Annotated in this window: 17 protein-coding genes and 1 pseudogene; 6 read left to right on the top strand and 12 right to left on the bottom strand. The window is 32.5% G+C overall.

Annotation, left to right across the window (positions count from 1 at the left end; translation table 11 throughout):
• Positions 1-430 precede the first annotated feature (430 nt).
• Entirely contained in the window at positions 431-775 is a 345-nt protein-coding gene (locus ACQ654_RS01345) for a hypothetical protein (protein ID WP_430408512.1), read from the top strand.
• A 9-nt stretch (positions 776-784) separates the two neighbouring features.
• Here the strand turns inward: ACQ654_RS01345 and ACQ654_RS01350 are convergent, their stop codons facing one another.
• From ACQ654_RS01350 to ACQ654_RS01380, 7 genes are all read right to left on the bottom strand, one after another.
• A complete protein-coding gene (locus tag ACQ654_RS01350) occupies positions 785-3406 on the bottom strand; it encodes a DNA gyrase/topoisomerase IV subunit A (RefSeq protein WP_430408513.1) in 2622 nt (873 codons plus the stop codon).
• Positions 3406-3882 (bottom strand): hypothetical protein, encoded by a 477-nt coding sequence (locus ACQ654_RS01355; RefSeq protein ID WP_430408514.1) that lies wholly within the window; start codon positions 3880-3882, stop codon positions 3406-3408. The genes ACQ654_RS01350 and ACQ654_RS01355 overlap by 1 nt, the downstream gene beginning before the upstream one ends.
• Positions 3883-3890: 8 nt before the next feature.
• A complete protein-coding gene (locus ACQ654_RS01360; protein ID WP_430408515.1) occupies positions 3891-5747 on the bottom strand; it encodes a DNA topoisomerase IV subunit B in 1857 nt (618 codons plus the stop codon).
• A 141-nt stretch (positions 5748-5888) separates the two neighbouring features.
• Positions 5889-6689, bottom strand: coding sequence for a hypothetical protein (locus ACQ654_RS01365; RefSeq protein WP_430408516.1), 801 nt, complete (start codon positions 6687-6689; stop codon positions 5889-5891).
• Positions 6690-6891: 202 nt separating this feature from the next.
• On the bottom strand, positions 6892-7794 hold the full coding sequence (locus ACQ654_RS01370; protein WP_430408517.1) for a DMT family transporter: 903 nt from the start codon (positions 7792-7794) through the stop codon (positions 6892-6894).
• Between the two features lie 137 nt (positions 7795-7931).
• The gene (gene ychF / locus ACQ654_RS01375) at positions 7932-9023 is read right to left on the bottom strand and encodes a redox-regulated ATPase YchF (protein WP_430408518.1); all 1092 of its coding nucleotides are present in this window, start codon (positions 9021-9023) and stop codon (positions 7932-7934) included.
• A 217-nt stretch (positions 9024-9240) separates the two neighbouring features.
• Positions 9241-10854, bottom strand: coding sequence for a hypothetical protein (locus tag ACQ654_RS01380; protein ID WP_430408519.1), 1614 nt, complete (start codon positions 10852-10854; stop codon positions 9241-9243).
• A 274-nt stretch (positions 10855-11128) separates the two neighbouring features.
• Between ACQ654_RS01380 and ACQ654_RS01385 the strand changes: the two genes are divergently transcribed.
• Complete coding sequence (locus ACQ654_RS01385) at positions 11129-13654, top strand: M14 family metallopeptidase (RefSeq protein ID WP_430408520.1); 2526 nt, start codon at positions 11129-11131, stop codon at positions 13652-13654.
• A gap of 122 nt (positions 13655-13776) precedes the next feature.
• Here the strand turns inward: ACQ654_RS01385 and ACQ654_RS01390 are convergent, their stop codons facing one another.
• Positions 13777-14112, bottom strand: a complete 336-nt coding sequence (locus ACQ654_RS01390; RefSeq protein ID WP_430408521.1) for a tRNA-binding protein — start codon at positions 14110-14112, stop codon at positions 13777-13779.
• Between the two features lie 44 nt (positions 14113-14156).
• Here ACQ654_RS01390 and ACQ654_RS01395 point away from each other — a divergent pair, with 44 nt between their 5' ends.
• A complete protein-coding gene (locus tag ACQ654_RS01395) occupies positions 14157-14714 on the top strand; it encodes a thioredoxin family protein (protein WP_430408522.1) in 558 nt (185 codons plus the stop codon).
• A 74-nt stretch (positions 14715-14788) separates the two neighbouring features.
• On the opposite strand, the gene ACQ654_RS01400 is transcribed toward ACQ654_RS01395, so the two are convergent.
• Both ACQ654_RS01400 and ACQ654_RS01405 read right to left on the bottom strand, forming a co-directional pair.
• Entirely contained in the window at positions 14789-15325 is a 537-nt protein-coding gene (locus ACQ654_RS01400) for a YfiT family bacillithiol transferase (RefSeq protein WP_430408523.1), read from the bottom strand.
• Positions 15326-15381: 56 nt separating this feature from the next.
• Positions 15382-16314, bottom strand: a complete 933-nt coding sequence (locus ACQ654_RS01405; protein ID WP_430408524.1) for a peptidylprolyl isomerase — start codon at positions 16312-16314, stop codon at positions 15382-15384.
• 459 nt (positions 16315-16773) lie between these two features.
• Between ACQ654_RS01405 and ACQ654_RS01410 the strand changes: the two genes are divergently transcribed.
• The 3 genes from ACQ654_RS01410 to ACQ654_RS01420 all read left to right on the top strand — a co-directional run bounded on the left by ACQ654_RS01410 (position 16774) and on the right by ACQ654_RS01420 (position 19785).
• Positions 16774-16989: a hypothetical protein gene (locus tag ACQ654_RS01410; protein WP_430408525.1), complete on the top strand. Its 216-nt coding sequence runs from the start codon at positions 16774-16776 to the stop codon at positions 16987-16989.
• Between the two features lie 102 nt (positions 16990-17091).
• A complete protein-coding gene (locus ACQ654_RS01415) occupies positions 17092-19092 on the top strand; it encodes a tetratricopeptide repeat-containing sensor histidine kinase (RefSeq protein WP_430408526.1) in 2001 nt (666 codons plus the stop codon).
• Between the two features lie 18 nt (positions 19093-19110).
• On the top strand, positions 19111-19785 hold the full coding sequence (locus ACQ654_RS01420; protein WP_430408527.1) for a response regulator: 675 nt from the start codon (positions 19111-19113) through the stop codon (positions 19783-19785).
• Between the two features lie 68 nt (positions 19786-19853).
• Here the strand turns inward: ACQ654_RS01420 and ACQ654_RS01425 are convergent.
• Positions 19854-20692 (bottom strand): annotated as a pseudogene (locus ACQ654_RS01425) (peptidylprolyl isomerase); the annotation flags it as partial.
• Positions 20693-21728: 1036 nt separating this feature from the next.
• Complete coding sequence (locus ACQ654_RS01430) at positions 21729-23936, bottom strand: RecQ family ATP-dependent DNA helicase (RefSeq protein ID WP_430408528.1); 2208 nt, start codon at positions 23934-23936, stop codon at positions 21729-21731.
• Between the last annotated feature and the right edge of the window lie 35 nt (positions 23937-23971).

Consider the following 23971-nt stretch of genomic DNA (forward strand, 5'->3'; position numbering starts at 1 on the left):
TTTAATTCAACTTATATCGTAGAAATAAAGCCTGTAAACTAAAAAAAATACTACAGGATAATATAGAGCTATCGAAATTTAATTAAAACTTTGAATTCACGTAAGTTCTCTACTTTACGCTGACAATTAGTTAATTTTAATAACTTAAGATACAGTGTCTGGGTTTTTATATTAAACTAATAAAGTTGTTATCTCTCAAAAATTTGGTTTAAAATGTTTTTTAGAAGTTGTAACGCGGGTTTTAGAAAGCGAAAGGGAAAAGTGGATAATTTTTAGCTTAAATTTATTAGGAAACCCTTTAACTACCTTTTGCATGAAACATAATATATCCCTGATTTTCATACATATACTAAGGTTTCCCTGTTGTAAACATTCAACACAAAAAGACGATGACAAAGAATCATATCGTTTTTTTGATACAACTGAGAATATGTATTCGTTCGAAAATATCAAAGATGTCTGGAATGCCCTATTGGAAAGAAACGAAATAGCTCAAAAAAGTAACAGCATACAGATAAAAGAACTCACAATTGAAGTGTTAACAGATAAAATAAATGATACAGATCAGCATGTGATTTTGGGCGAAACAAACAAAAATGGTGTCATGATCGTATCTAAATTAATGGTCAAAAACGAACATTATGTCTTATCAAATGAAATTGCAATGTATCATGATTGTACATCAATTTCAAATATCACTCTTATGAATGGTCATTGGACTTTTGAGAACAAAAATAATAAAATCGATACGATTGAGATTATATCAATACACTAGGTTTTAGCATTAAAACAAACCGATTTGTCCATCACCAGAAGGTTTTTCTCCACTTTCATCACCTTTTACAGTTTCTTCATCAACCACTTCTATTTCTTCCGCAGGCACTTCTTTTTCCTCTTCATATGGCAATGAATCCAACGTATTTATTTGTCGAACTTTGTCAGTTGTAAGTTGATTTCCAAGCGCTTTTATTCCTTTTACTGAGATGAATTCTTCTAAATTCACTTCCATGTTTGGCTTTTGATCTTTTCCACGTTGTTTGTAAAAAACTATTTCCGCCATTGGTCGCCAATCGGTCATTACAATTTCTAATTGTGATTTTGGATGATCGGTAATGAATTGTTCTACTTTGGAAGTGTTTTCAACCAAGAAACGTTTTACATAATACCGTTCTTTTTCTCCATCAAAATAGATAGCAGAAATTGGTTTTTTAGGATTCCATTTTTCTAAGACAATCATATAGCTATCAAAATGTGCTGTTAATTCTGGAAGAATTGTTTTTAATTCTCCTTTTTGATTGATGATTAGCAGACGATCTTCACCTCTAAATTCGCCGATCAATTCGCCTCTTTCGTCTACATTTAAACGTTGAACTGTATCATCAAACCATATTTTACGCGGTTTTAAAGTAGAAACTCCTTTTTCTTTGAGCTCAATACGTTTGATGGAATATTTTGTTACAATATTACCTTTTACACCACGACCTTTTATGGATAAATCGGCAAAATCAATATCCCATTTAAGCTTTTTAATGCTTCCAGCTTGGCGCAATAAAACTGTTACAACTTCAGCTTCTCCATTAGGATTTGCAGAAAAATACGTAACCATAGAACCTTTATTTCCTTGTGTTAAATCGTATTCTTTGTCACGTGTAATTGAAGTAACTGCAAATCGTTTTATATAACTTGCACCGCCTTTTCCATCACGATAAATCATGTTATAAACGGTGCGTTTGTCTTTTTTCTTAAAGATGGCGACATGAATGATGTTTTTACCAATAAATGTTTTCGAATCTACACGTGTAACTTGCATTTTACCATCTCGTGTAAATACGATAATATCATCAATATCAGCACAATCCGCTACGTATTCATCTTTCTTTAAAGAAGTTCCAATGAAACCTTCTTCCCTATTTACATAAAGTTTTGTGTTTCTAATTACAACTTTTCGAGCGTCTACATCATCAAAGATTCTGATTTCTGTTTTGCGCTCTTTTCCTTCTCCGTATTGCTTTCTTAATCGTGTAAAATAATCAATAGCAAACGTTATTAAATTTGCCAAATGATGCTTCACTTCAGCAATTGATTCTTCTAACGCATCAATTTTTTGTTGTGCTTTGTCAATATCAAATTTAGAGATACGTTTGATTCGAATTTCTGTCAAACGTGTAATGTCTTCAACCGTTACAGCACGTTTTAAATGTGTAATGTGTGGTTTTAAACCTTCATCGATTGCATTTATGACACCTTCCCAAGTTTCTTCTTCTTCTATTTCACGATAGATTCTGTTTTCAATGAAAATTCGCTCTAACGAAGCAAAATGCCATTGTTCTTGCAGTTCAGCTAATTGAATTTCTAATTCTGCTTTTAACAATTCTACAGAATGATCTGTTGAACGTCGCAACATTTCCGAAACACCAATAAATAAAGGTTTGTTATCGTAAATGATACAACCTAACGGCGATATAGAACTTTCACAATTTGTAAAAGCATACAACGCATCAATTGTTTTATCTGGCGAGATATTATTGGGTAAATGCACTAATATTTCAACATCTGCGGCAGTATTATCTTCAATTTTCTTAATCTTTATTTTTCCTTTGTCATTTGCTTTCAGAATCGATTCGATTAATGAAGTTGTATTTGTTCCGAAAGGAATTTCAGTAATGACCAAGGTATTTTTGTCTAATTGTGAAATTTTTGCGCGTACGCGAATTTTTCCACCACGCAAACCATCATTATAATTGCTTGCATCCATGATTCCCGAAGTTGGAAAATCAGGTAATATGGTAAAACGCTTTCCTTGTAAATGTTTGATGGAAGCGTCAATAAGTTCTAAAAAGTTATGTGGTAATATTTTGGTAGATAAACCAACGGCAATTCCTTCTGCACCTTGCGCTAATAGTAATGGAAATTTTACAGGCAGATTGATGGGTTCATTTTTACGACCATCATAGGATAATTGCCAATTTGTAATTTTTGGACTGAATACTACTTCCAACGCAAATTTAGACAAACGTGCCTCAATATAACGCGAAGCCGCCGCTCTGTCACCTGTGAGAATGTTTCCCCAGTTTCCTTGTGCATCAATCAATAAATCTTTTTGCCCAATTTGAACCATTGCATCAGCAATACTTGCATCACCGTGTGGATGATACTGCATTGTATGTCCAACAATATTGGCAACTTTGTTATAACGACCATCATCTAAATCTTTCATAGAGTGCATGATACGACGTTGTACAGGTTTAAAACCATCTTCAATTGCTGGAACTGCTCTTTCTAAAATCACATAAGAGGCATAGTCCAAAAACCAGTCCTTGTACATGCCTGTAACTTTAGTAATGGTATCTTGCGGATTGTTTTCTTGTTGCTGATTCTCAGCATGTAATTCGTTATTTTCTTCCATTAAGAAACTGCGTTATTATGCTTTAAGACTTTGTCTAATGATTGTTTTAATGCTTTTCTTTTTCTACTACTCAATAATGAAATATTGAATTGTAATCGTTTTGTTTTGTTACTTTTCGATTTGACATAGATATATAGCTTACAGAAAACTATGTAATTTTGTATGCGATACCGTTTTAGTTTTTCCTTTGGAAATTCAGCTCGTTGTTCTCTATAATTGATAAAGTTTGAGATAAATAATCCTTTATTTATGAACGTTAATACATTTCCATCACTATCAAATTCAAAATATTTGGCAGTACTGTATACGATTCCTAAAGTTATTAGTAAACATAAAGGAATTACATACCATAGTTTTCCTTGATTGAATTCATCCTGGAAAAAGATAATATACAGTATGGCCAAAATACTCGCCATTGTTAAGAAAAAGTAGAGAAAAGGAATCCACTTTTTTGTTTGTGCGTTATCAAATCGCATATACCCGATTATTTTTCTTCTATAAGGTCTAACTCTACCTTTAGATTGTTAATTATAAACTCTTGTCTGTTCGGGGTATTTTTACCCATGTAGAATTTTAATAATTCTTCAATGGACGTTTCACGATCTAGCATTACAGGATCTAAGCGAATGTCGTCACCTATGAAATGCTTAAATTCGTCAGGAGATATTTCTCCCAATCCCTTAAATCGTGTGATTTCTGGTTTCCCAGATAATTTTAATATGGCGGTTTGTTTTTCTTCTTGACTGTAACAATAAAATGTTTCTTTTTTGTTTCGAACTCTAAATAATGGTGTTTGTAGGATGTACAAATGTCCTTCTTTTATCAATTCTGGAAAGAACTGTAAAAAGAAGGTAATTAAAAGTAATCGAATGTGCATTCCATCCACATCGGCATCAGTTGCGATTACAATGTTGTTGTATCGCAAATCCTCCATAGATTCTTCAATGTTTAAAGCCGCTTGCAATAGATTGAATTCTTCATTTTCATATACAATCTTTTTTGACATTGCATACGAGTTCAATGGCTTTCCACGCAAACTAAATACAGCTTGTGTATTAACATCTCTTGATTTTGTGATGGAACCTGATGCAGAATCTCCCTCGGTGATAAATAACGTAGATTCTAAACGTCTATCTTTTTTTATATCTCCTAAATGAACTCTACAATCACGTAATTTTTTATTGTGTAAACTTGCTTTTTTAGCACGTTCTTTGGCTAATTTTCGAATGCCTGATAATTCTTTACGTTCACGTTCTGCTTGCAGAATTTTACGTTGTATTTTATCAGCTGTATCCGGGTTTTTATGTAAATAATTATCTAAGTATTTTCCAACAAAATCATTGATATAAGTACGAACTGTTGGTAATTTTCCGCCCATTTCGGTAGAACCCAATTTTGTTTTCGTTTGTGATTCAAAAACAGGTTCCATTACTTTAATGCTTACTGCAGAAATAATTGATTTACGCACATCAGACGCTTCAAAGCTTTTTCCGTAGAAATCACGAATTGTTTTTACAATGGCTTCTCTAAATGCTGATTGGTGCGTTCCACCTTGTGTGGTATGTTGTCCGTTTACAAACGAATGATATTCTTCGCTGTATTGGGTTTTACTATGGGTTATGGCTACTTCAATATCATCACCTTCTAAGTGAATGATAGGATATAGCATGTCTTCTTTGTTGTTGTTATCTTCCAAAAGATCTTTTAAACCATTTTCAGAGAAGAATTTCTCTCCATTGAAAAGAATTGTTAATCCTCTGTTTAGATAGACATAGTTACGAAGCATTTTTGCAACGTATTCTGTTCTAAATTTATAGTTTTTAAAGATTACTTCATCTGGAACGAATGTTACTTTTGTTCCGCGTCTTCTAGAAGTTTCGTCTAAAAATTCTTGATCGGTTAAATTTCCCTGAGCAAATTCTGCAGCGCTCGATTTTCCATCACGAGAAGATTCTACTCTAAAGTATGAAGATAATGCGTTTACGGCTTTTGTACCAACACCATTTAAACCCACAGATTTTTTAAAGGCTTTGGAATCGTATTTTCCTCCTGTGTTCATTTTGGAAACTACGTCTACTACTTTTCCTAATGGAATTCCACGACCATAATCACGAACAATTACTTTTGTTCCTTGAATGGAAACTTCAATTGTTTTTCCTGCGCCCATGACATATTCATCAATGGAGTTGTCTAGTACTTCTTTTACAAGAATATAGATTCCGTCATCGGCAGAAGATCCATCACCCAATTTTCCGATATACATTCCAGGACGCATACGAATATGCTCTTTCCAGTCAAGTGAACGTATATTATCTTCGGTATATTGTGTGTTTCCATCCATGGATTGAAGTAGTATTAGGGTTGGATGCTAATATAACACTTACCATCAAAAAATAAAACAGGAACGCCCGAAAATAATCAACAAAAAGCGCAATATTTTTGTAAATATTGCGCTTTTTTAAAGTATTATGAATTATTCTGGTTATTCTGACCAATAGCTAAGTGTTACAACGGCTTCTCCATTGTTATCAACTAAGCTTGGATCTAAGGTTAAGATGACACTTGATGCACCATCAAAATATCCATCATACGCATCAAAACGATACGTTCCTGCTGGCAAGTTTGAAAAGCTATCAAAGTTGTAACGGTCTGTGTAAAAAATTTCTCCCGTTGCTTGATTTGTAGCCGCATAGCCAGGTAGTGTTCCTGCTGGAACTGACGCACCTGAATTTTCATCCACTAATTCTATACGTACATTGTACGTAATTGCCAATGATTTTAGCGCAGTTGCTTCCGTTTTAATTTCTTTTGCTAAATTAATTTGATTGTTTAGTAAAGTTCTAATTTCACGAATTAACTGACGCGCCGTATTTCTGTTATTTTGCTGAATTGCAGTTGCTAATGCAGCACTTTTGATACGAACAAAATCTTCGTTTCCTTCAATGGTAGAAGCTTTGCTTTGAATACTTGCAGGATCAATGTTACTGTTTCCTTGCGCGGCTTGTCCGATGTAATAAATTACTTCATCACTGAACTCTTCAACAACTTCCATGCTTACATCCATAACTTGAAGATATGTAGCAACATCAGCATTTACGTTGTTGTTTACTAAATAATCAACTGTTAAGGTTTTTAAAGCGGCTTTTACTCTTTTGGCTTCAATACGAATTACGTCTGCGGAATCAAATGTTTCATCTAAATCGTCAATTACAGATTGCTGCGCTTGTGTTTGTACGGCGAAAAACATAAGTAATGCGCTTAATACATAGGTAATTTTTTTCATGGTATTATGATTTATTTGGTTATACCGTAAAAGTACGACTAGCATGTATCTAAATGATTACTGTAATATTATAAAAATCTTAATGTTTTCTATTACTTTTTAAAGCTGTTTTGTGTGAATTGCGCTGTTAATTTTAATATTACAATTGTACATAGAAAATTAATGAACTCATGAATGGCAGATTTCGAAGGCTTTAGAAGGTTTAAGGTTTTTTTTTCTTTAAATTAATCAATACGATTCCCAAAATAACAATCAGCGCGCCAAAATACTGTAAAAGGCTTAGTTTTTCTCCTAAAAATAGAACCGCCAAAATTATGGTAGCAATAGGTCCGATTGCTGCAATAATAGCAAAGTTTGAAGAGCTTATCCGCTTTATAGATTCTGAAACCAAAAATGAAGGAATTACAGTAGCAAATAACGCGATTAGGAATCCTAATAGGTATACTTCCCACGAAAAATTGAAGATATCAAAACTTCCCGCTATTCCATAATGAACAAATACACATATACAAGAAACCAACATAACATATGCAGTAAATTTTACAACGCCAAATTTTGGAATTAACCAACCGCTTCCTACTAAGTATACTGCATAAGTGAATGCGCTTAATAAGATAAATGCACCTCCAATGTATGTGTCGTTTCCAGAAAATTGAACTTCTTGTCCAAACGCAATGATGATTCCTATATACGTTATACCAATTACAAGCAGTTGCTTAGCTGTTATTTTTGTTTTTAAGAACAAACGATTTAATAAGAGTACAATGGTAGGATATAAGAACAAAATAATTCGTTCAAGACTTGCTTTTATATAAGTTAGCCCAATAAAATCAAACAAACTCGCTAAATAATAGCCAACAAATCCAAATACTAGTATCCATACATAATCTTTGTGTGTTGTAGGAGCAGAATTTTCTTTGTTTCTGTATAGATACGCAATCACAAGATATATGGGAAACGAAAAAAGCATTCTTAGCAATAAAGCATCTAAGGAATTTACTTCATAGTTGTACATTAATTTAACCATGACAGCTTTTGAAGAAAACAGTATAATTCCTAAAATACCTATACAGATTCCATATAAAAATGTGTTCCTAGATTTCATCCAATAAAAGTATGATTAGTTTAGATTAAATAATTATCAAATAAAATCATTTTACAACACTCAAACCTATAAATTGACACTAAAAAAACCTTCAAGTCTAACTTGAAGGTTTTAGTATATTATTTCATTTTTTTTGTTTATACATTGAATAAGAAATGCATCACGTCGCCATCATTAACAACATATGCTTTTCCTTCTACAGATAGTTTTCCAGCTTCTTTTACTTTGGCTTCTGTTCCGTAGGTTACATAATCATCGTATTTGATCACTTCTGCACGAATGAATCCTTTTTCAAAGTCTGTATGAATGACGCCAGCCGCTTGTGGTGCCGTTGCTCCAATAGGAATTGTCCATGCACGTACTTCTTTTTCACCAGCTGTAAAATAGGTTTGTAAATCTAATAATTTATATGCTGATCTGATAAGTCTTGAAACGCCAGCTTCTTCCAACCCGATGTCTTCTAAAAATAATTGACGCTCTTCATAGTCTTCTAATTCTGCAATATCTGCTTCCGTTCCGACAGCTAATACAATAATTTCTGCATCTTCATCTTTTATTGCTTCACGTACTTTTTCTACATATGCATTTCCTGATTTTGCTCCAGCTTCATCAACATTACATACATATAAAATTGGTTTTGCTGTTAACAATTGAAAACCTTTCATGAGTTCGGCTTCATCTTCGTTTACTTCTACGGCTCTTGCAGATATTCCTTGCTCTAATGCATCTTTAAATTTCGTAAGCACAGCTTCTTCTTTTTGTGCTTCTTTGTTTCCTGTTCTTGCGGCTCTTTTTACCTTTTCTAAACGTTTTTCAACAGTTTCAAGGTCTTTTAACTGCAATTCAATATCAATTGTTTCTTTATCTCTGATTGGATCAACACTTCCGTCAACATGAATAATATTGTCATTATCAAAACAACGCAATACGTGCATGATGGCGTTGCATTCGCGAATGTTTCCAAGAAATTGATTTCCTAAACCTTCTCCTTTACTTGCACCACGAACCAATCCGGCAATATCAACAATCTCAACAGTTGCTGGTAATACACGTTGCGGATTAACCAATTCTTCCAACTTTTCAAGTCTCAGGTCTGGTACATTTACAACTCCTAAATTAGGCTCAATAGTACAAAATGGAAAGTTTGCACTTTGTGCTTTCGCACTTGACAAACAGTTAAATAAGGTTGATTTTCCAACGTTCGGTAATCCTACAATTCCAGCTTTCATGTGATAGATAAAAATTTTGTGGTGCAAATATACTATTTATGCGTTGATAATATAATTTATTTTTAGACAACTTAGACCGTGTTAGAATGTTAACTAATTTGTGGTTGATTTAAATGAAAATATATTATTTTGTAATTATAGATTTTACAATTTCATAAAAGAAATCGCCAATACAATGATTGACGATTTCTTTAAACTGATATTTACTTTGATTGTTTTAACGCGCTCTTTTACGCATACTACCAAGCGAACGTAATTTTTTCTCAAATAACTCCATTGATCTTTGAAGTCCATCCTCCATTCCTTTTGTAAATACTTCTTGAATGATTGCTTCATCTTTTTCAGTAAGTCGTCTTTTAGGATTTCCAAATTTATCTTTCAATCTCGCAATTCCCATTCCCAAAGCAGTTCCTACCATTGGTTGATAATTAACAAATTGATTGTGAATTGCGTCTTCACTTGCATCACGTTCCTGATTCCAAACATCTAACTTTTCTGCCAATTCAGGCGCAACTGATTGCAACATTGTAATACAAAAGTCAAGTGCCTCTGCGGGAGATTCTTCACAACTAATAATATCTATCATATGCATTCCAATAATATATAAGTCAGACGTAGGAATTTCTTCCGCCTTCATATTCATATCCAAAATACTAGCTTCCAAAACTCGCCCAGAAAGCATTGTATACATAGTGTATCGAATGTAATGACACAATCGTCTTCTATGTTTGGCAATCCACTTGGTAATGTTTTTCGGATATTGATAGACAACTTGTAATGTTTGCGCATCAAAACCTTCAAGATTGATATTTAAAAAGTGATGCCAAGTAGAATCTACCACAATTCGTCCAACATCTGCTATGCGACCTTCAAAGGTGTGAACAGCAGGAAAACAATGTGGTTGTGTTGGTGATTTGTATCCACCAGTATTTCCTGAAGGAACAAATGATATTGCGATAGTTTGCGTTCTAATTTTATGAATTAAGCCCGTTTTTGGATTTTTAACATGAAATGTAGTTTCTGGCTTACATTCACCTTCATGCGGATGATCTGGTAAAATATCGATGATTCCAGAAGGTTTGATCGATCTCTTTATAGACAATACTGGATGCGGATACACATTAGGATAGGCTCCGTATAATCTTGTATGAATATCTTGTGGCAATTCGTCTTTTTGATCGTCGACGGTATATGAGGAAAAATTGCCTTCTGGTGGTTTATTGGTGTCATTTCTTCTATCTCCTATCATACTTACTTCGCCATTACCAAAATTTTCCCAATGGCGCATGTCTTTTACTCTAGTAACATTTCCTGAAAGACCTGAACCTATATTTCCGTGATCGCCTGTAGCAAAAACGCCGCCGCCTTTCACCATAAAGTCATCAATTACTGTTAATTCAGCTTTGGTAATCGGATTAGAAGTATGTCCCATTAGCCAAATTTGATCATATTTTTCTGGGTCAAAATGCGCAGGATTGTCAAATTTGAAGTCTACAATTGTTCGAACAAAATCTGGGTTTGACTCTTGCATAGCTACACTTCCAGGGTTTTCTCTGTGTGCTAGCGTAACTTTAAGTTTTAAATTGGTGTTACTTTCTTGCTCCATTTGTTTGAAGATGGTTAAAAAGCTAGACAAACCAAATTCACCAAGTCCGTAATTAATAATACCATCTGCTACCATTAACACCTCAAAGTCACAAGATACATCAAACCACCAAGGTTCTAACATTTCTGGACGATTTAGCATAATTTCATTTCGGAGTTGTACATGCTCATCTTTGGTCATTGAGCTCAGGTTTTTGAGACGGTTTTCAAAATCATTTTTTTCCATAATTTGATACATTAGTTGTTAGTAATACTCAAAGCTATAGTATTAAAACAAGCTAACAATCAGTAATTTACCTGTATTTCAGGTGAAATATCCCCTTTTTGAATAATTTAATTCTTACAAAGTTCTTTTTAAAGAATGTATAGTCGTATTTTACGAACTTCACTCAAAATTATTTTGATACGAAACGCTTCAATTTTGTTAAATACGGTATTCACGTTTTGAATTGAATCTCAAATAGTTGATTTTTGTGTTTCAAACCAATCAAAACTATTATATGTCTCGATTTTTTAAGCTCGTATTTTCAGTACTTTTCCTAAGTGTATTTGTGATGAATGCACAAGAAGCAACTTCTCTTTCATACTATTTACCACAAGATGTAACGTATAATAAAAACATTCCAACACCAGAAAGCGTGATTGGTCACGAAGTTGGAAAATGGCACGTAACACATGACAAATTGGTGATGTATATGAAAGTCTTGGCGAATAGTTCGGATAGAATTACGTTGGAAGATCGTGGTAAAACGTTTGAAGATCGTCCGTTGTTACTATTAACAGTTACATCTCCAAAAAATCATCAAAATATTGAAACCATTCGTAAAGAACATCTTGCATTAACGGAAAGAGACGGTCGAAATACAGATGTTTCTAACATGCCAATTGTGGTGTATCAAGGTTTTTCTATTCATGGAAACGAAGCTAGTGGAAGTAATGCGGCATTACTCCTCGCCTATTATTTGGCCGCCGCTGAAGGAACAGCAATTGATAATTTATTAGCTACGACTGTTATACTTTTAGATCCTTCTTACAATCCGGATGGCTTACAACGTTTTGCGAGTTGGGTAAATCAGCATAAAAGTGAACATTTAATTTCCGATCCGCAAGATAGAGAATTTGCAGAAGCTTGGCCGCGCGGACGCACAAATCATTATTGGTTTGACATGAACAGAGATTGGTTGCCTACACAATTGCCAGAATCGCAAGCACGTATTAAATCGTTTCATAGTTGGATGCCAAATATTTTGACAGATCATCATGAAATGGGTTCAAATTCTACGTTTTTCTTTCAACCTGGAATTCCGTCGCGAACACATCCATTAACACCACAAATGAATCAAGATTTAACCAAAGAAATTGCAACATACCACGCAAAAGCTTTTGACAAAATTGGTTCATTATATTATACAGAAGAAAGTTTTGATGATTTCTATTATGGAAAAGGCTCTACGTTTCCAGATATTAATGGAAGTATCGGAATTTTGTTTGAACAAGGAAGTGCGCGCGGACATGTGCAAGAAAGTGAAAATGGTTTGATTACGTTTCCGTTTGCAATAAGAAATCAATTTACAGCGGCTTTGTCTACGTTAGAAGCTGCTAAAAATATGCGCCCGACTATTTTAAAATATCAACAAACATTTTATAAAAATGCAGGACAATTTAAATCGCCACAACTTGGAAACGCAATTGTTTTTGGTGATGAAAAAGACGCAGCAAAGACATTTCATTTTGCAGAAATGCTACAACGACATAAAATTACATTTCACGAAGTAAAAAATGATTTTACGCACAACGGGAAAACGTATAAAAAAGGGGCAAGTTTTATTGTTCCAACTGATCAGCGTCAAAGTAGATTGATTACTGCAATGTTTGAAAAACGCACACAGTTTCAAGATAGTTTATTTTATGATGTTTCCGCATGGACATTGCCTTTAGCGTTCAATTTACAATATGATGCATTAAATTCTACAGCAAATGCAGGAACCGTTGTTTCTGAGTTAAAAGCTCCAAAAGGAACCGTTATTGGAAATGGTACTTACGCGTATGTTTTTGAGTGGAATGAGTATTATTCACCAAAAGCATTGGCACACATAAAAGCAAAAGGATTGCGAGCAAAAGTTGCCATGAAACCATTCACACTTGAGGGAAATAGTTATGATTATGGAACGATTATGATTCCTGTGCAAAATCAAAAATTGAATGCGCAAGAGTTGAAGCAATTTTTAAATAAGGTCGCTGCAGAAAGTCATATGAATATTACGGCTGTTCGTTCTGGCTTGACCGAAGGAATTGATTTGGGAAGTAATAATTTTGAAGCTGTAAAAGATATCAAAGTTGCTATGATTATTGGCGGAAATATTAATTCATATGATGCTGGAGAAATTTGGCATTTATTTGATCAACGTTATGAAATTCCATTGACAAAGCTAGATGTAAGCAATTTTGGTAGAATGAATTTATCAAAATATACACATATAATTTTACCTAATACTTTTTCTTTATCGACTAATGAAACTAGTAAATTGAAAACGTGGGTACAACAAGGAGGAACTCTTATTGGCTATAGAAATGCAAGTCGTTTTTTAACTAATAAGAAGTTTATCAATTTAGATTTCAAAAAGACTGGAATAGAATCAAAAAATGTTTCATTTGCTGCTAAAGGAAATCATAGAGGTGCACAAGTAATTGGTGGCGCTATTTTTAATACTAAAATTGATCGTTCGCATCCAATTAATTTTGGGTATATGTATGACGAATTGCCAATGTTTAGAAATACAACATTATTTATAAATCCAAATGAAAGAAGTTATAACAATCCAATTCAGTATACTAATACTCCTTTGTTAAGCGGATATATTTCAGAAGAAAACTTAGAACTTTTAAAAAACAGTGTTCCTTTTCAGACAACGAGAATGGGAAGTGGACGTGTGATTGTTTTTACAGATAATACAAACTTTAGAGCATTTTGGTACGGAACCAATAAGTTATTGATGAATGCAATTTTCTTTTCGGGAATGATGTAGGTTGAGTTGTGAGTTGTGAGTTGTGAGTTGTAAGTTGTAAGTTGTAAGTTGTAAGTTGTAAGTTGTAAGTTGTAAGTTAAATTAATTTAAAATTCAACATTTAGCACTTAACATCTAGATTTTTACGAGATTTTTAAACCATTTGGAATTTTAGCAGAAGGTTGCATCAAAATAACATCATCATTATCAACTGCGCCCATAACTAAACATTCTGAAAAGAAATTAGCAATCTGTTTTTTAGGGAAATTTACAACTGCCATAATTTGTTTTCCAATCAATTCTTCTTGCGAATAACGTTTTGTAATTTGTGCGGATGATTTACGAATTCCGATTTTCTCACCAAAATCAATTGTGAGTTGATACGCTGGTTTTCTGGCTTTTGGAAAATCATTAACTTCAATAATTGTCCCGATACGCATGTCTATTTTTTCAAAATCATTCCAAGTTAAGTCGCCCATTGTATTTTTTTGAGTAAATTTAAACCATAAAAACGATATATCAAATGGCACTTACACCTTCCAACATGCTTTCTTTAGGAACGAAAGCACCAGATTTTATGTTATACGATACTGTTTCAGGAGAAAATGTTTTTCTGACGCAAGAAAAAGGAACTAAAGGAACTGTTATTATGTTTATTTGCAATCATTGTCCATTTGTGATTCATGTGAATGAAGGTATTGTGAAATTGGCAAATGATTACATGTCAAAAGGAATTGGTTTTATAGCGATTTCTAGCAATGATGTTCGGAATTACCCAGCTGACTCACCTGATTTGATGCGAAAAAATGCTAAAAAGCATAAATTCCCTTTTGTGTATTTGTATGATGAAACACAGCAAGTTGCGCATAGATATGATGCGGCATGCACACCAGATTTCTATATTTTTGATGAAAAATTAAAATTAGTTTACAGAGGTCAATTAGACGATTCGCGTCCCAATAATGGAATTCCCGTTACTGGAAAAGATATGCGATCAGCACTAGACTCATTACTAAAAGGAGAACAAATTTCTGAAGTTCAGAAACCGAGTATTGGTTGTGGAATTAAGTGGATTTCTTAGGTTTTTTGCGTAAATGAGTTGTGAAAAGAAAAACTTTTACATTCAAAATGTAGCATTCAGTATTCATAATTTCATTACTTCCAACCTTTACGAATCATCAATTGTTCAATATGCGCATAATGGTGATTGCAATGCCATGCGTAGATTCCTATGTTTTCTTTAAGAGATACTTCTTCATTTCCATCTGGATGAATGAAAATTTGATTTAAATCATCATCATTCAAACCTTTTAAAAAATACACCCATTTTGCATGCAAAGCTGTTAATGTGTCTAATGAAAGTTGAATTGGTGCGTTTTTACTATCAAATAATTCTGCCCAGCGATTTTCATAATATGCTTTAATTACAGGTTTGTCTTCCGTTAATGTCCATTTGAATCGTGTGTAACTATTGTGATGACTGTCTGAAAGATGATGAATCACTTGTCTGATTGTCCAACCTTCTGGACGATATCGTGTATCTAATTGTGTTGAGGAAAGGTGAACAACCAATGTTTTTAATTTCTCTGGAAAATTTTCTAAAACAGCAATCCATTCTGAAATGTGCTCAGTTGTTATATGTTTGGGAATTTGTGTTTTCCCGATAGGATATTTTAGTTTTTCTAAATCCATAACTATGTAGTGTATAAAAAAACGCTCTGAGATTTTCAGAGCGTTTTATATATTTTTTATTTTACATCCATCAATTCTACATCGAACATCAGTGTTGCATTTGGTGGAATAACACCGCCAGCGCCTCTTTCTCCATATGCTAAGTGTGGAGGAATTACAAAACGCGCCTTGTCTCCTATTTTCAATAACGCTATTCCTTCGTCCCAACCTGGAATTACATTTCCTTGTCCTAATGGAAAATCAATTGGTTCATTTCTTTTATAAGAAGAATCAAAAACGCCACCATCAGGAAACATTCCTTTATAATGTACAGAAACTGTTTTTCCTTTTTCTGCTTGAGCGCCATCTCCTTTTTGAATAATTTTGTAGCGTAAACCGCTTTCTGTTTTATCAAAACCAGTTGCGATTTCTTCCAATTCTTTTTCTTGCTTTTCTTTTGCTGCTTGAATACGTGTTGCTTTTGCTCCTTCAAACAATCTAAAAGATTCTACAGCATTAAACGCTTCAGCTTCAGCTCCGACACGAACAATTTCTACTTTTTCTAATGTATCGCCTTGTGCAATAGCGTCTACAACTTCTTGTCCATGTGCTACATTTCCAAAAACAGTATGTTTTCCGTCTAACCATGGAGTTTCAACGTGTGTGATGAAAAACTGACTTCCATTAGTTCCTGGACCAGCATTTGCCATCGAAAGTACACCTGGCGCATTGTGTGTTAATTCTGGATGAAATTCGTCATCAAAAGTATACCCTGGACTTCCAGTTCCTGTTCCTTGTGGACAACCACCTTGAATCATAAAATCAGGAATTACTCTATGAAATTTTAATCCGTCATAATAAGGAGTTCCTTGTTCTTTGGCATTATTTTCAAGTTGACCTTCAGCTAATGCTACAAAGTTTCCAACTGTTCCTGGTGTTCTCTTAAAAGTTAGGCTCAATAGAATTTCACCTTTAGAGGTATGCATTTTTGCGTATAATCCGTCTTTCATTTGTTTATTTTTAATTTAAAATGCGAAGATACGCATCCTAGGACAATTACGAAACAGCCATATAAAATATTATTTGGGCTAGATTGTATTGTTATCCCATAGTTATTTTACCGAAAAACCATAACGAAATCCCAATTTTTGATTTTAACTTGATTTCATAAATCAAGTTAAAAATCTTTTGATTTTCAATTACTGATAATCAGATAGTTAGCTTTATTTAAATCAAAAAAAGCATTGAAATTCTGTTAATTTTTATCTAAAAACCAAATGTCATCTGCGTTTTTAAAATTAACACATGTATGATAAGTTTTAAGTGAAATTATGAAATAATATAGGAAGATTATTACGGTAATAACTTACAAATTACTAAAGATCAGCTTTTTTGAAATATAAGTGGAAAAAATGATTAACAAAATAGAAGAAAAATAACTAGTAAATAACTTAATTAAAATTAAAAAAATGAAAAAAGTATTCGGATTATTCGCATTATTAGTAGTAATAAATTTAGGATTCATCGCTTGCGAGCCAAACAGCACTTCTGATGCAGGTGACGATAACGTATTTGAAAATGTAACTGGAACTGGAGATGAAGATGATGAAGATTATGATGACAGCGGTCTTAGTACACCTTCGACAGCAGCTACTACAGCTGCCGCTACTAATTCAGGCAACTAAAAATATTTTGATAATATAGAGTTTATTCTATTAATTGAATTTTAATAAAAACTATAGTAGTATCTACTATAGTTTTTATTATTTTTATGGTATATGTGTTTAATGAAATTTAATATAAAAAATATTGTATGTTGTTTGATGCTCATTTGCTTTTGTAGCAATAGTTACTCACAGGAAAATATTTCTCTTGATTCTATAATTTCTAATATCAAAGAAGATAAATATCCTCAAATTGTAAAAAAACAAAAACTTGATGAAGCATTAGAGCTTACTTATAAAGTTTCTAATGATACATTAAGAAATGAATATATTTTATCACTATCTAATTTATATAGAAAAAACTCTGACTCTTTGATGTTCAGAAAAACAACATCACAATCTTTAGATTTGTCAGAAAAATTAAATGATTCTATTTCTATCGCTAGATCATATTGGAGATTAGGTAGTTTTCTTAAAACAATTAAAAGTGATAGTTCCTATCATTATTATCACAAAGCAAAAGAAATATATGAATTGAAATCGGAACAACTTCTTACAGGGCAAATGCTTTTTAATATGGCAGTGCTTCAAAAAAATGTTAAAGATTATATAGGAAGTCAAGTAACCACAACAAATGCTATTGAAGTATTTAATGCTTTAGATGATTATGACGGCTTGTATAGGTGTTATAATAATTTGGGAATAATTTTTAATAACTTAGAAGACCACGAAAACGCTATCGGTTATTACAATGATGCATTAGAGACTTTAAAGAGAATTCCAAAAAAGAAAATATTAGAAGCAACGGTTTTAAATAACATTGGGATTGTATATCGGGAAAAGGAAAATCATGTTAAAGCAATAGATTATTACAATAAAGCTTTAGCTTTTGATAGCTTACAAATAAAAAATCCTAAGTTATATGCTACTTTAACTGATAACATTGCATATTCTAAATTTAAAATGAATGATTTTTCAGAATTACCTGATTTATTTTATAAAGCTTTAAAGATCAGAGAAGATTTAGATATTTCTGCAGGCATCGTGATTAATAAGCTACATTTATCTGAATATTACTTATCACAAAAAGATACTATTAAAAGTTTTAATTACGCAAATAAAGCAAAAGAGCTTGCAAAAGAAATTAAATCATATGACCATTTACTTGATTTATACAAATTATTAGCAGTCATAACAACTAATGATAAAAACTCAATTTATTTAAAAAAATATATAAAGCTTAGTGATAGTTTAATTAAAAATGAACGAACAACACGTAATAAATTTGCTTTGATTAAATACGAAACTGATGTTGTTAAAAGTGAAAATAAAAAATTAAACCTTAAAATCAACTGGATTGTTGCCATATCATCTGCAGTTATCTTTTTTGGTTTCCTAATTTATGTCATTACACAACAACGAACTCGTAACAAAGAGTTGGAAATGGAACAACAGCAACAACGTGCCAATGAGGAGATTTATAACTTAATGATTGATCAACAAGACAAGATTGAAGAAGGACGAAAACGCGAAAAAGAACGTATTTCACTAGAACTTCATGATGGAATTCTCGGACGATTGTTTGGAACACGACTCAGTTTAGGAAGTTTGAATGCAAAAGATGATTCAAATTCTAAAAAAACTCGCGAGCAGTATATCAATGAACTTCAGAGTATTGAGGAAGAAGTAAGAAATATATCGCACGAATTAGGGCTAGATAATTTTGACACAACGACGAGTTATAGTACAATGATTGCAAATCTTTTGGAAGAACAATCTAAAATAACTAACTTTAAATACCAGATTGAGGATGATGATCGTATTGTTTGGACAGATATTCCAGGTCATATAAAGATCAATATTTACCGAATTATACAAGAATCTGTCCAAAATATTAATAAATACGCGAAAGCGAAAAACGTAATACTAGATTTCAAAAAGAACAATAATCATATTATTCTAACCATCAAAGATGATGGAATTGGCTTTAATCAAGAAAAAAGAAGCAGTGGTATTGGACTTAAAAACATGAAATCAAGAGTAACTTTACTACATGGGCAATTTACCATTAACTCGGTTCCAGGTAAAGGAACATCTATTAGTGTTGACGTTCCAATGACGTAGAGAACTTAACCTAACCATATGAATAATAAAGATATTAAAGTACTTATTGTAGATGATCATCCAATGATTATTGAAGGCTATAAGAATGCCTTGCTGGGAATAAATTCAGAAGAAATGACCTTGCGAATTGACACAGCTGATAGTTGTGATGGCGCGTATGCAAAAATTAAAAATGCTTCGACAGGAACACCATATGATGTCGTTTTCTTATATATCAAATTGCCTCCTTCTGCTGATGGAAAAATTATTTCAGGAGAAGATTTAGGTATAAAAGTGAAAGAATTATTACCAGAGACTAAAGTTGTTATCTTAACAATGTTTAATAATAACTTTAGAATTCATAATATTTTAAAAAATATAAATCCGGATGGGTTTTTAGTAAAAAGCGATGTTACTTCTGATGAATTAATGCGCGCTTTCCAAGTTGTACTAACTGACCCGCCATATTATAGTCATACAGTAACGAAATTATTACGAACTCGAATTATCAATGAAGTTGTATTAGATGATATTGATAGAAATATACTTTTTCATCTTTCAAAAGGAATCAAAACGAAAAACTTAACAGAATATATTCCATTGTCACTTGCCGCAATTGAAAAGCGTAAACGTCATTTAAAAGAAGTTTTTGATGTAGAAAAGAAAGGCGATGAATCTTTACTAGAACAAGCTAGAAATACTGGATTCTTATAGAGAAAGTATTTAATATAAAATATAAAAAGCGGTTTGATAGTACATATCAAACCGCTTTTGTATTTACATACATCAAATATTAATATGGCATTTGGCGGAATTACATTGCCAGCACATCTGTCTCCGTATCCTAAATGTAGAGAAAGTACGAATCATATCTTACCTCCTATTTTCAACAATGCAGTGCTTTCATCTTCTCTAAAAATTACTCTTCCTTGTCCTAATGGAAAATCAATCAGTTAATTCTACCATCAGGTAACATCTCTTTATGATTCAAAAACTGTTTTACCAACTTTTGCTTCTACTCCATTACCTTCTTGGATAATTTTTTAACGCAATCCACTTTCAGTTTAATCAAAACCAGTTGTGATTTTTTCCATTTCTTTTTCTACTTTAGTTCCATTAAACAATCTGAAAGTTTCCACAGTATTATGCATCCTCTTCAACTCTACAAGAATAATTTCAACTTTTTCAATTGAATCTCCTTGAGTATTAGCATTCACTACTTCTTGTCCGAGAACTACATGTATGCTTACCACCTAATCAAGGAGTTTCTATATGCGTGATAAAAATTAACTTCCGTTTGTTCTTGGTCCAGCATTTACCATAAAAAACACTCCAAGCGCATCGTGTTCTAATTACAGATGAATTTCATAATCAAAATTATATCCAGAACTTACTGTACCAGTTCCTAATGGACAACCACCTTGAATCATAAATTTGGAATTACTCTATGAAACTTAAGTCAGTAATAATCTGGAGCTCCTTCTAGTTTTACTTTGTTTTCTATATTACCTTCAGACAGCGCAACAAAATTACCAACTGTTCAAGTTCATTTTTGATAAATCAAATTTACAAGGATTTCTTCTTTGCTTGTATGAAATTTTGCATATAAACCGTCTTCCATGTTAATATTTTCAATTTGCATTGCTTACCTGTGCATAAAAGAGTTAGGAAATATATAAAAATAATTATTCACATTATTCGTAGTATTAATAGTGATATAACTATTGTAAAACCATATTTTTTTTACCGAAAAACCGTACTTAAAAATCAATTTATAATTATAACTTGATTCTGAAATCAAGTTATAAAAGAAAATACAGTAAACAACTGATTATCAGTTATTTATACTGTTTTATGTATTTAAAATATTAAAAAAAGACCTGATTTAACATATTAGATATGATTCAATCAGGCCTAACTTAAAGTTAACTCTAAATAGTGAGCAACATAAGATGTCAATGTTCCTGCATTTTCGACGACACAGAACAATGACAAAACTTTTGTAAATATACAAAAATCTTCAAAATCACTTTCACTATCGAAAGAAACTCTAAAGTTAAGCGTGTTTTGGCAAGAATATTTTACTAATATTTATGTAAAATATAGCCCTCCTCAATAAGTCCAAAATAAGAGGAAATGGTTAATCACCAAATTGTTTAACTCATTGTAAATGAGATTCAAATCTATGTTTTATCATAGTACGACAGTAAAAAAACAGATTAAGCACAAAATCATGAAGACTTTTATTAAATGGTTGTTTGTATCTTTTTCTATTATAAAAACTGCATTATTAAACATTTTAAAAAGCGTCAATAGTCTATTTAAAAACAAATTTCTTAAGGTTTATCGAATTATTCAAAAACTATTAGTAATCATATTACATAAATTAGTTCATCATATATTAATTAATACTGACCTAATCAATGAAATCATTACTAATACATCAAATTCAGAAATAACATCTAAGTATAGTTTAATAGATATTTCGCTTGCCTTAACAATACATCTCGGTTATTTACTTTTAAAAGGTGTCTACAACAAAAGCTATAGGTAGTTTGCATAATAGTTAAAGATCAAATATAAAAGTGGATATTGAAAAAGTACCTCCACAAAAAACCCAATCGATATGATTGGGTTTTTATTTTTTTTATTTTTTATTAATTTGCTACATCACTAATAAATTTGATACGATATAAGCGTAATTCTTCATCGTCATAATCACCATCAAACTCTTCCATGGCATCAGAAATTTTATCACTTTCAGATTCTAGGAAATATTCATGAATTTCTTCTTGCTGGTCTTCATCCAAAACTTCATCAATCCAATAATTGATATTTAATTTGGTTCCGCTATATACAATTTGTTCCATTTCTTTAATAAAATCATTCATAGCCAGCCCTTTAGCAGAAGCAATATCATCTAAAGGAAGCTTTCTATCTACATTTTGAATAATGTACAATTTTAAAGCAGAATTAACACCTGTACTTTTCACTACTAAATCATCTGGTCTAATAATATCGTTTTCATCAACATACTTTGTAATGAATTCAATAAAATCTTTACCATATTTCTTGGCCTTTCCATCTCCTACTCCATGAATATTTTTCATTTCTTCTACGGAAATTGGATATTTTAAAGCCATGTCTTCCAATGAAGGATCTTGAAACACTACAAAAGGCGGAACTCCTAAACGTTTAGAGACTTTCTTTCGTAAGTCTTTCAACATATTCATCAACTTTTGATCTGCGACAGCGCCACCACCTTTAGAAGCAGTAATAATACTATCATTACTGGCATCATCAAAACTATGATCTTCTGTCATCATAAATGAAGTTGGATTTTCCATAAAGGCTAATCCAGTTTCCGTAAGTTTTATGACACCATATGTTTCAATATCTTTTCTGAGTAAACCAGCAACTAATATTTGACGAATTAACGCCATCCAGTATTTATTGTCATGTTCATTTCCAAGACCAAAAAATGGTTGCAAGTGTGTTTTGTGCGATTTAATCAAAGCATTTTCATGTCCAACCAACACATTTACCACATTTCGTGATTTGTAGGTTTGCTTGGTATTTTGAATTGTTCTTAGCAATTCAACAACTTGATCCTGTGCTTCAACTTTCTTTTTCGGATAACGAACATTATCGTCCATATCTGCGCCTTCTCCATCATCTGGAAACTCTTCCCCGAAATAATGTAGTATAAATTTTCTTCTTGAAATAGACGTTTCTGCATAGGCAACAACTTCCTGTAAAAGTGCATGACCAATTTCTTGCTCAGCAACAGGTTTTCCAGACATGAATTTTTCTAACTTCTCAATATCTTTATACGCATAAAAAGCCAAACAATGTCCTTCTCCTCCATCTCTTCCAGCACGTCCAGTTTCTTGATAATAACTTTCGATACTTTTTGGAATATCATGATGAATTACAAAACGAACATCTGGTTTATCAATTCCCATCCCAAACGCAATGGTAGCAACAACTACATCACATTCTTCCATCAAAAACATATCTTGATGTCTGGCACGCTTTTTCGGATCTAAACCAGCATGATATGGAACTGCGTTGATACCATTTACCTGTAAAACTTGCGCCAATTCTTCAACGCGTTTACGACTTAAGCAGTATACAATTCCACTTTTTCCTTGATTTTGTTTGATGAATCGTGTAATATCTGCATCTACATTTTTTCCTTTCGGACGAACTTCATAATACAGATTAGGTCTGTTAAACGAAGCTTTAAATGTTCTTGCATCTGACATTCCTAAGTTTTTAAGAATATCTTCTTGTACTTTTGGAGTTGCCGTAGCAGTTAATCCAATAATAGGAATTTCCTGTCCTACGTTTTCAATTTTTTTGATGATATTTTTCAAATTCCTGTATTCAGGACGAAAATCATGTCCCCATTCTGAAATACAATGGGCTTCATCAACAGCCATAAACGAAATTTGTACCGTTCGTAAAAACTCTACATTTTCTTCTTTCGTTAAGGATTCTGGCGCTACATACAATAATTTTGTAACACCATTTGTAATGTCTTCTTTTACTTGTTTTATCTCTGCTTTCGTAAGCGAAGAATTTAAAACATGGGCAATGCCGTTTTCTGAGGATATTCCTCGTAACGCATCCACTTGGTTCTTCATTAAGGCAATTAGGGGAGAAACAACAATAGCAGTACCTTCTTTCATTAATGCGGGTAATTGGTAACATAAAGATTTACCGCCACCTGTTGGCATAATTACAAAGGCATTTTCATTGTTGATAATGCTTTTAATAACTTCTTCCTGTAGTCCCTTGAATTGACCGAACCCGAAGTGCTTCTTTAGTTCCTTGTGTAAGTCAATTTCCAATAAACTCATTCTATCTTTTTACTATTTTACATACATTTGCAATA

The sequence above is a fragment of the Kordia sp. genome, assembly GCF_965283645.1.
Lineage (GTDB): Bacteria > Bacteroidota > Bacteroidia > Flavobacteriales > Flavobacteriaceae > Kordia.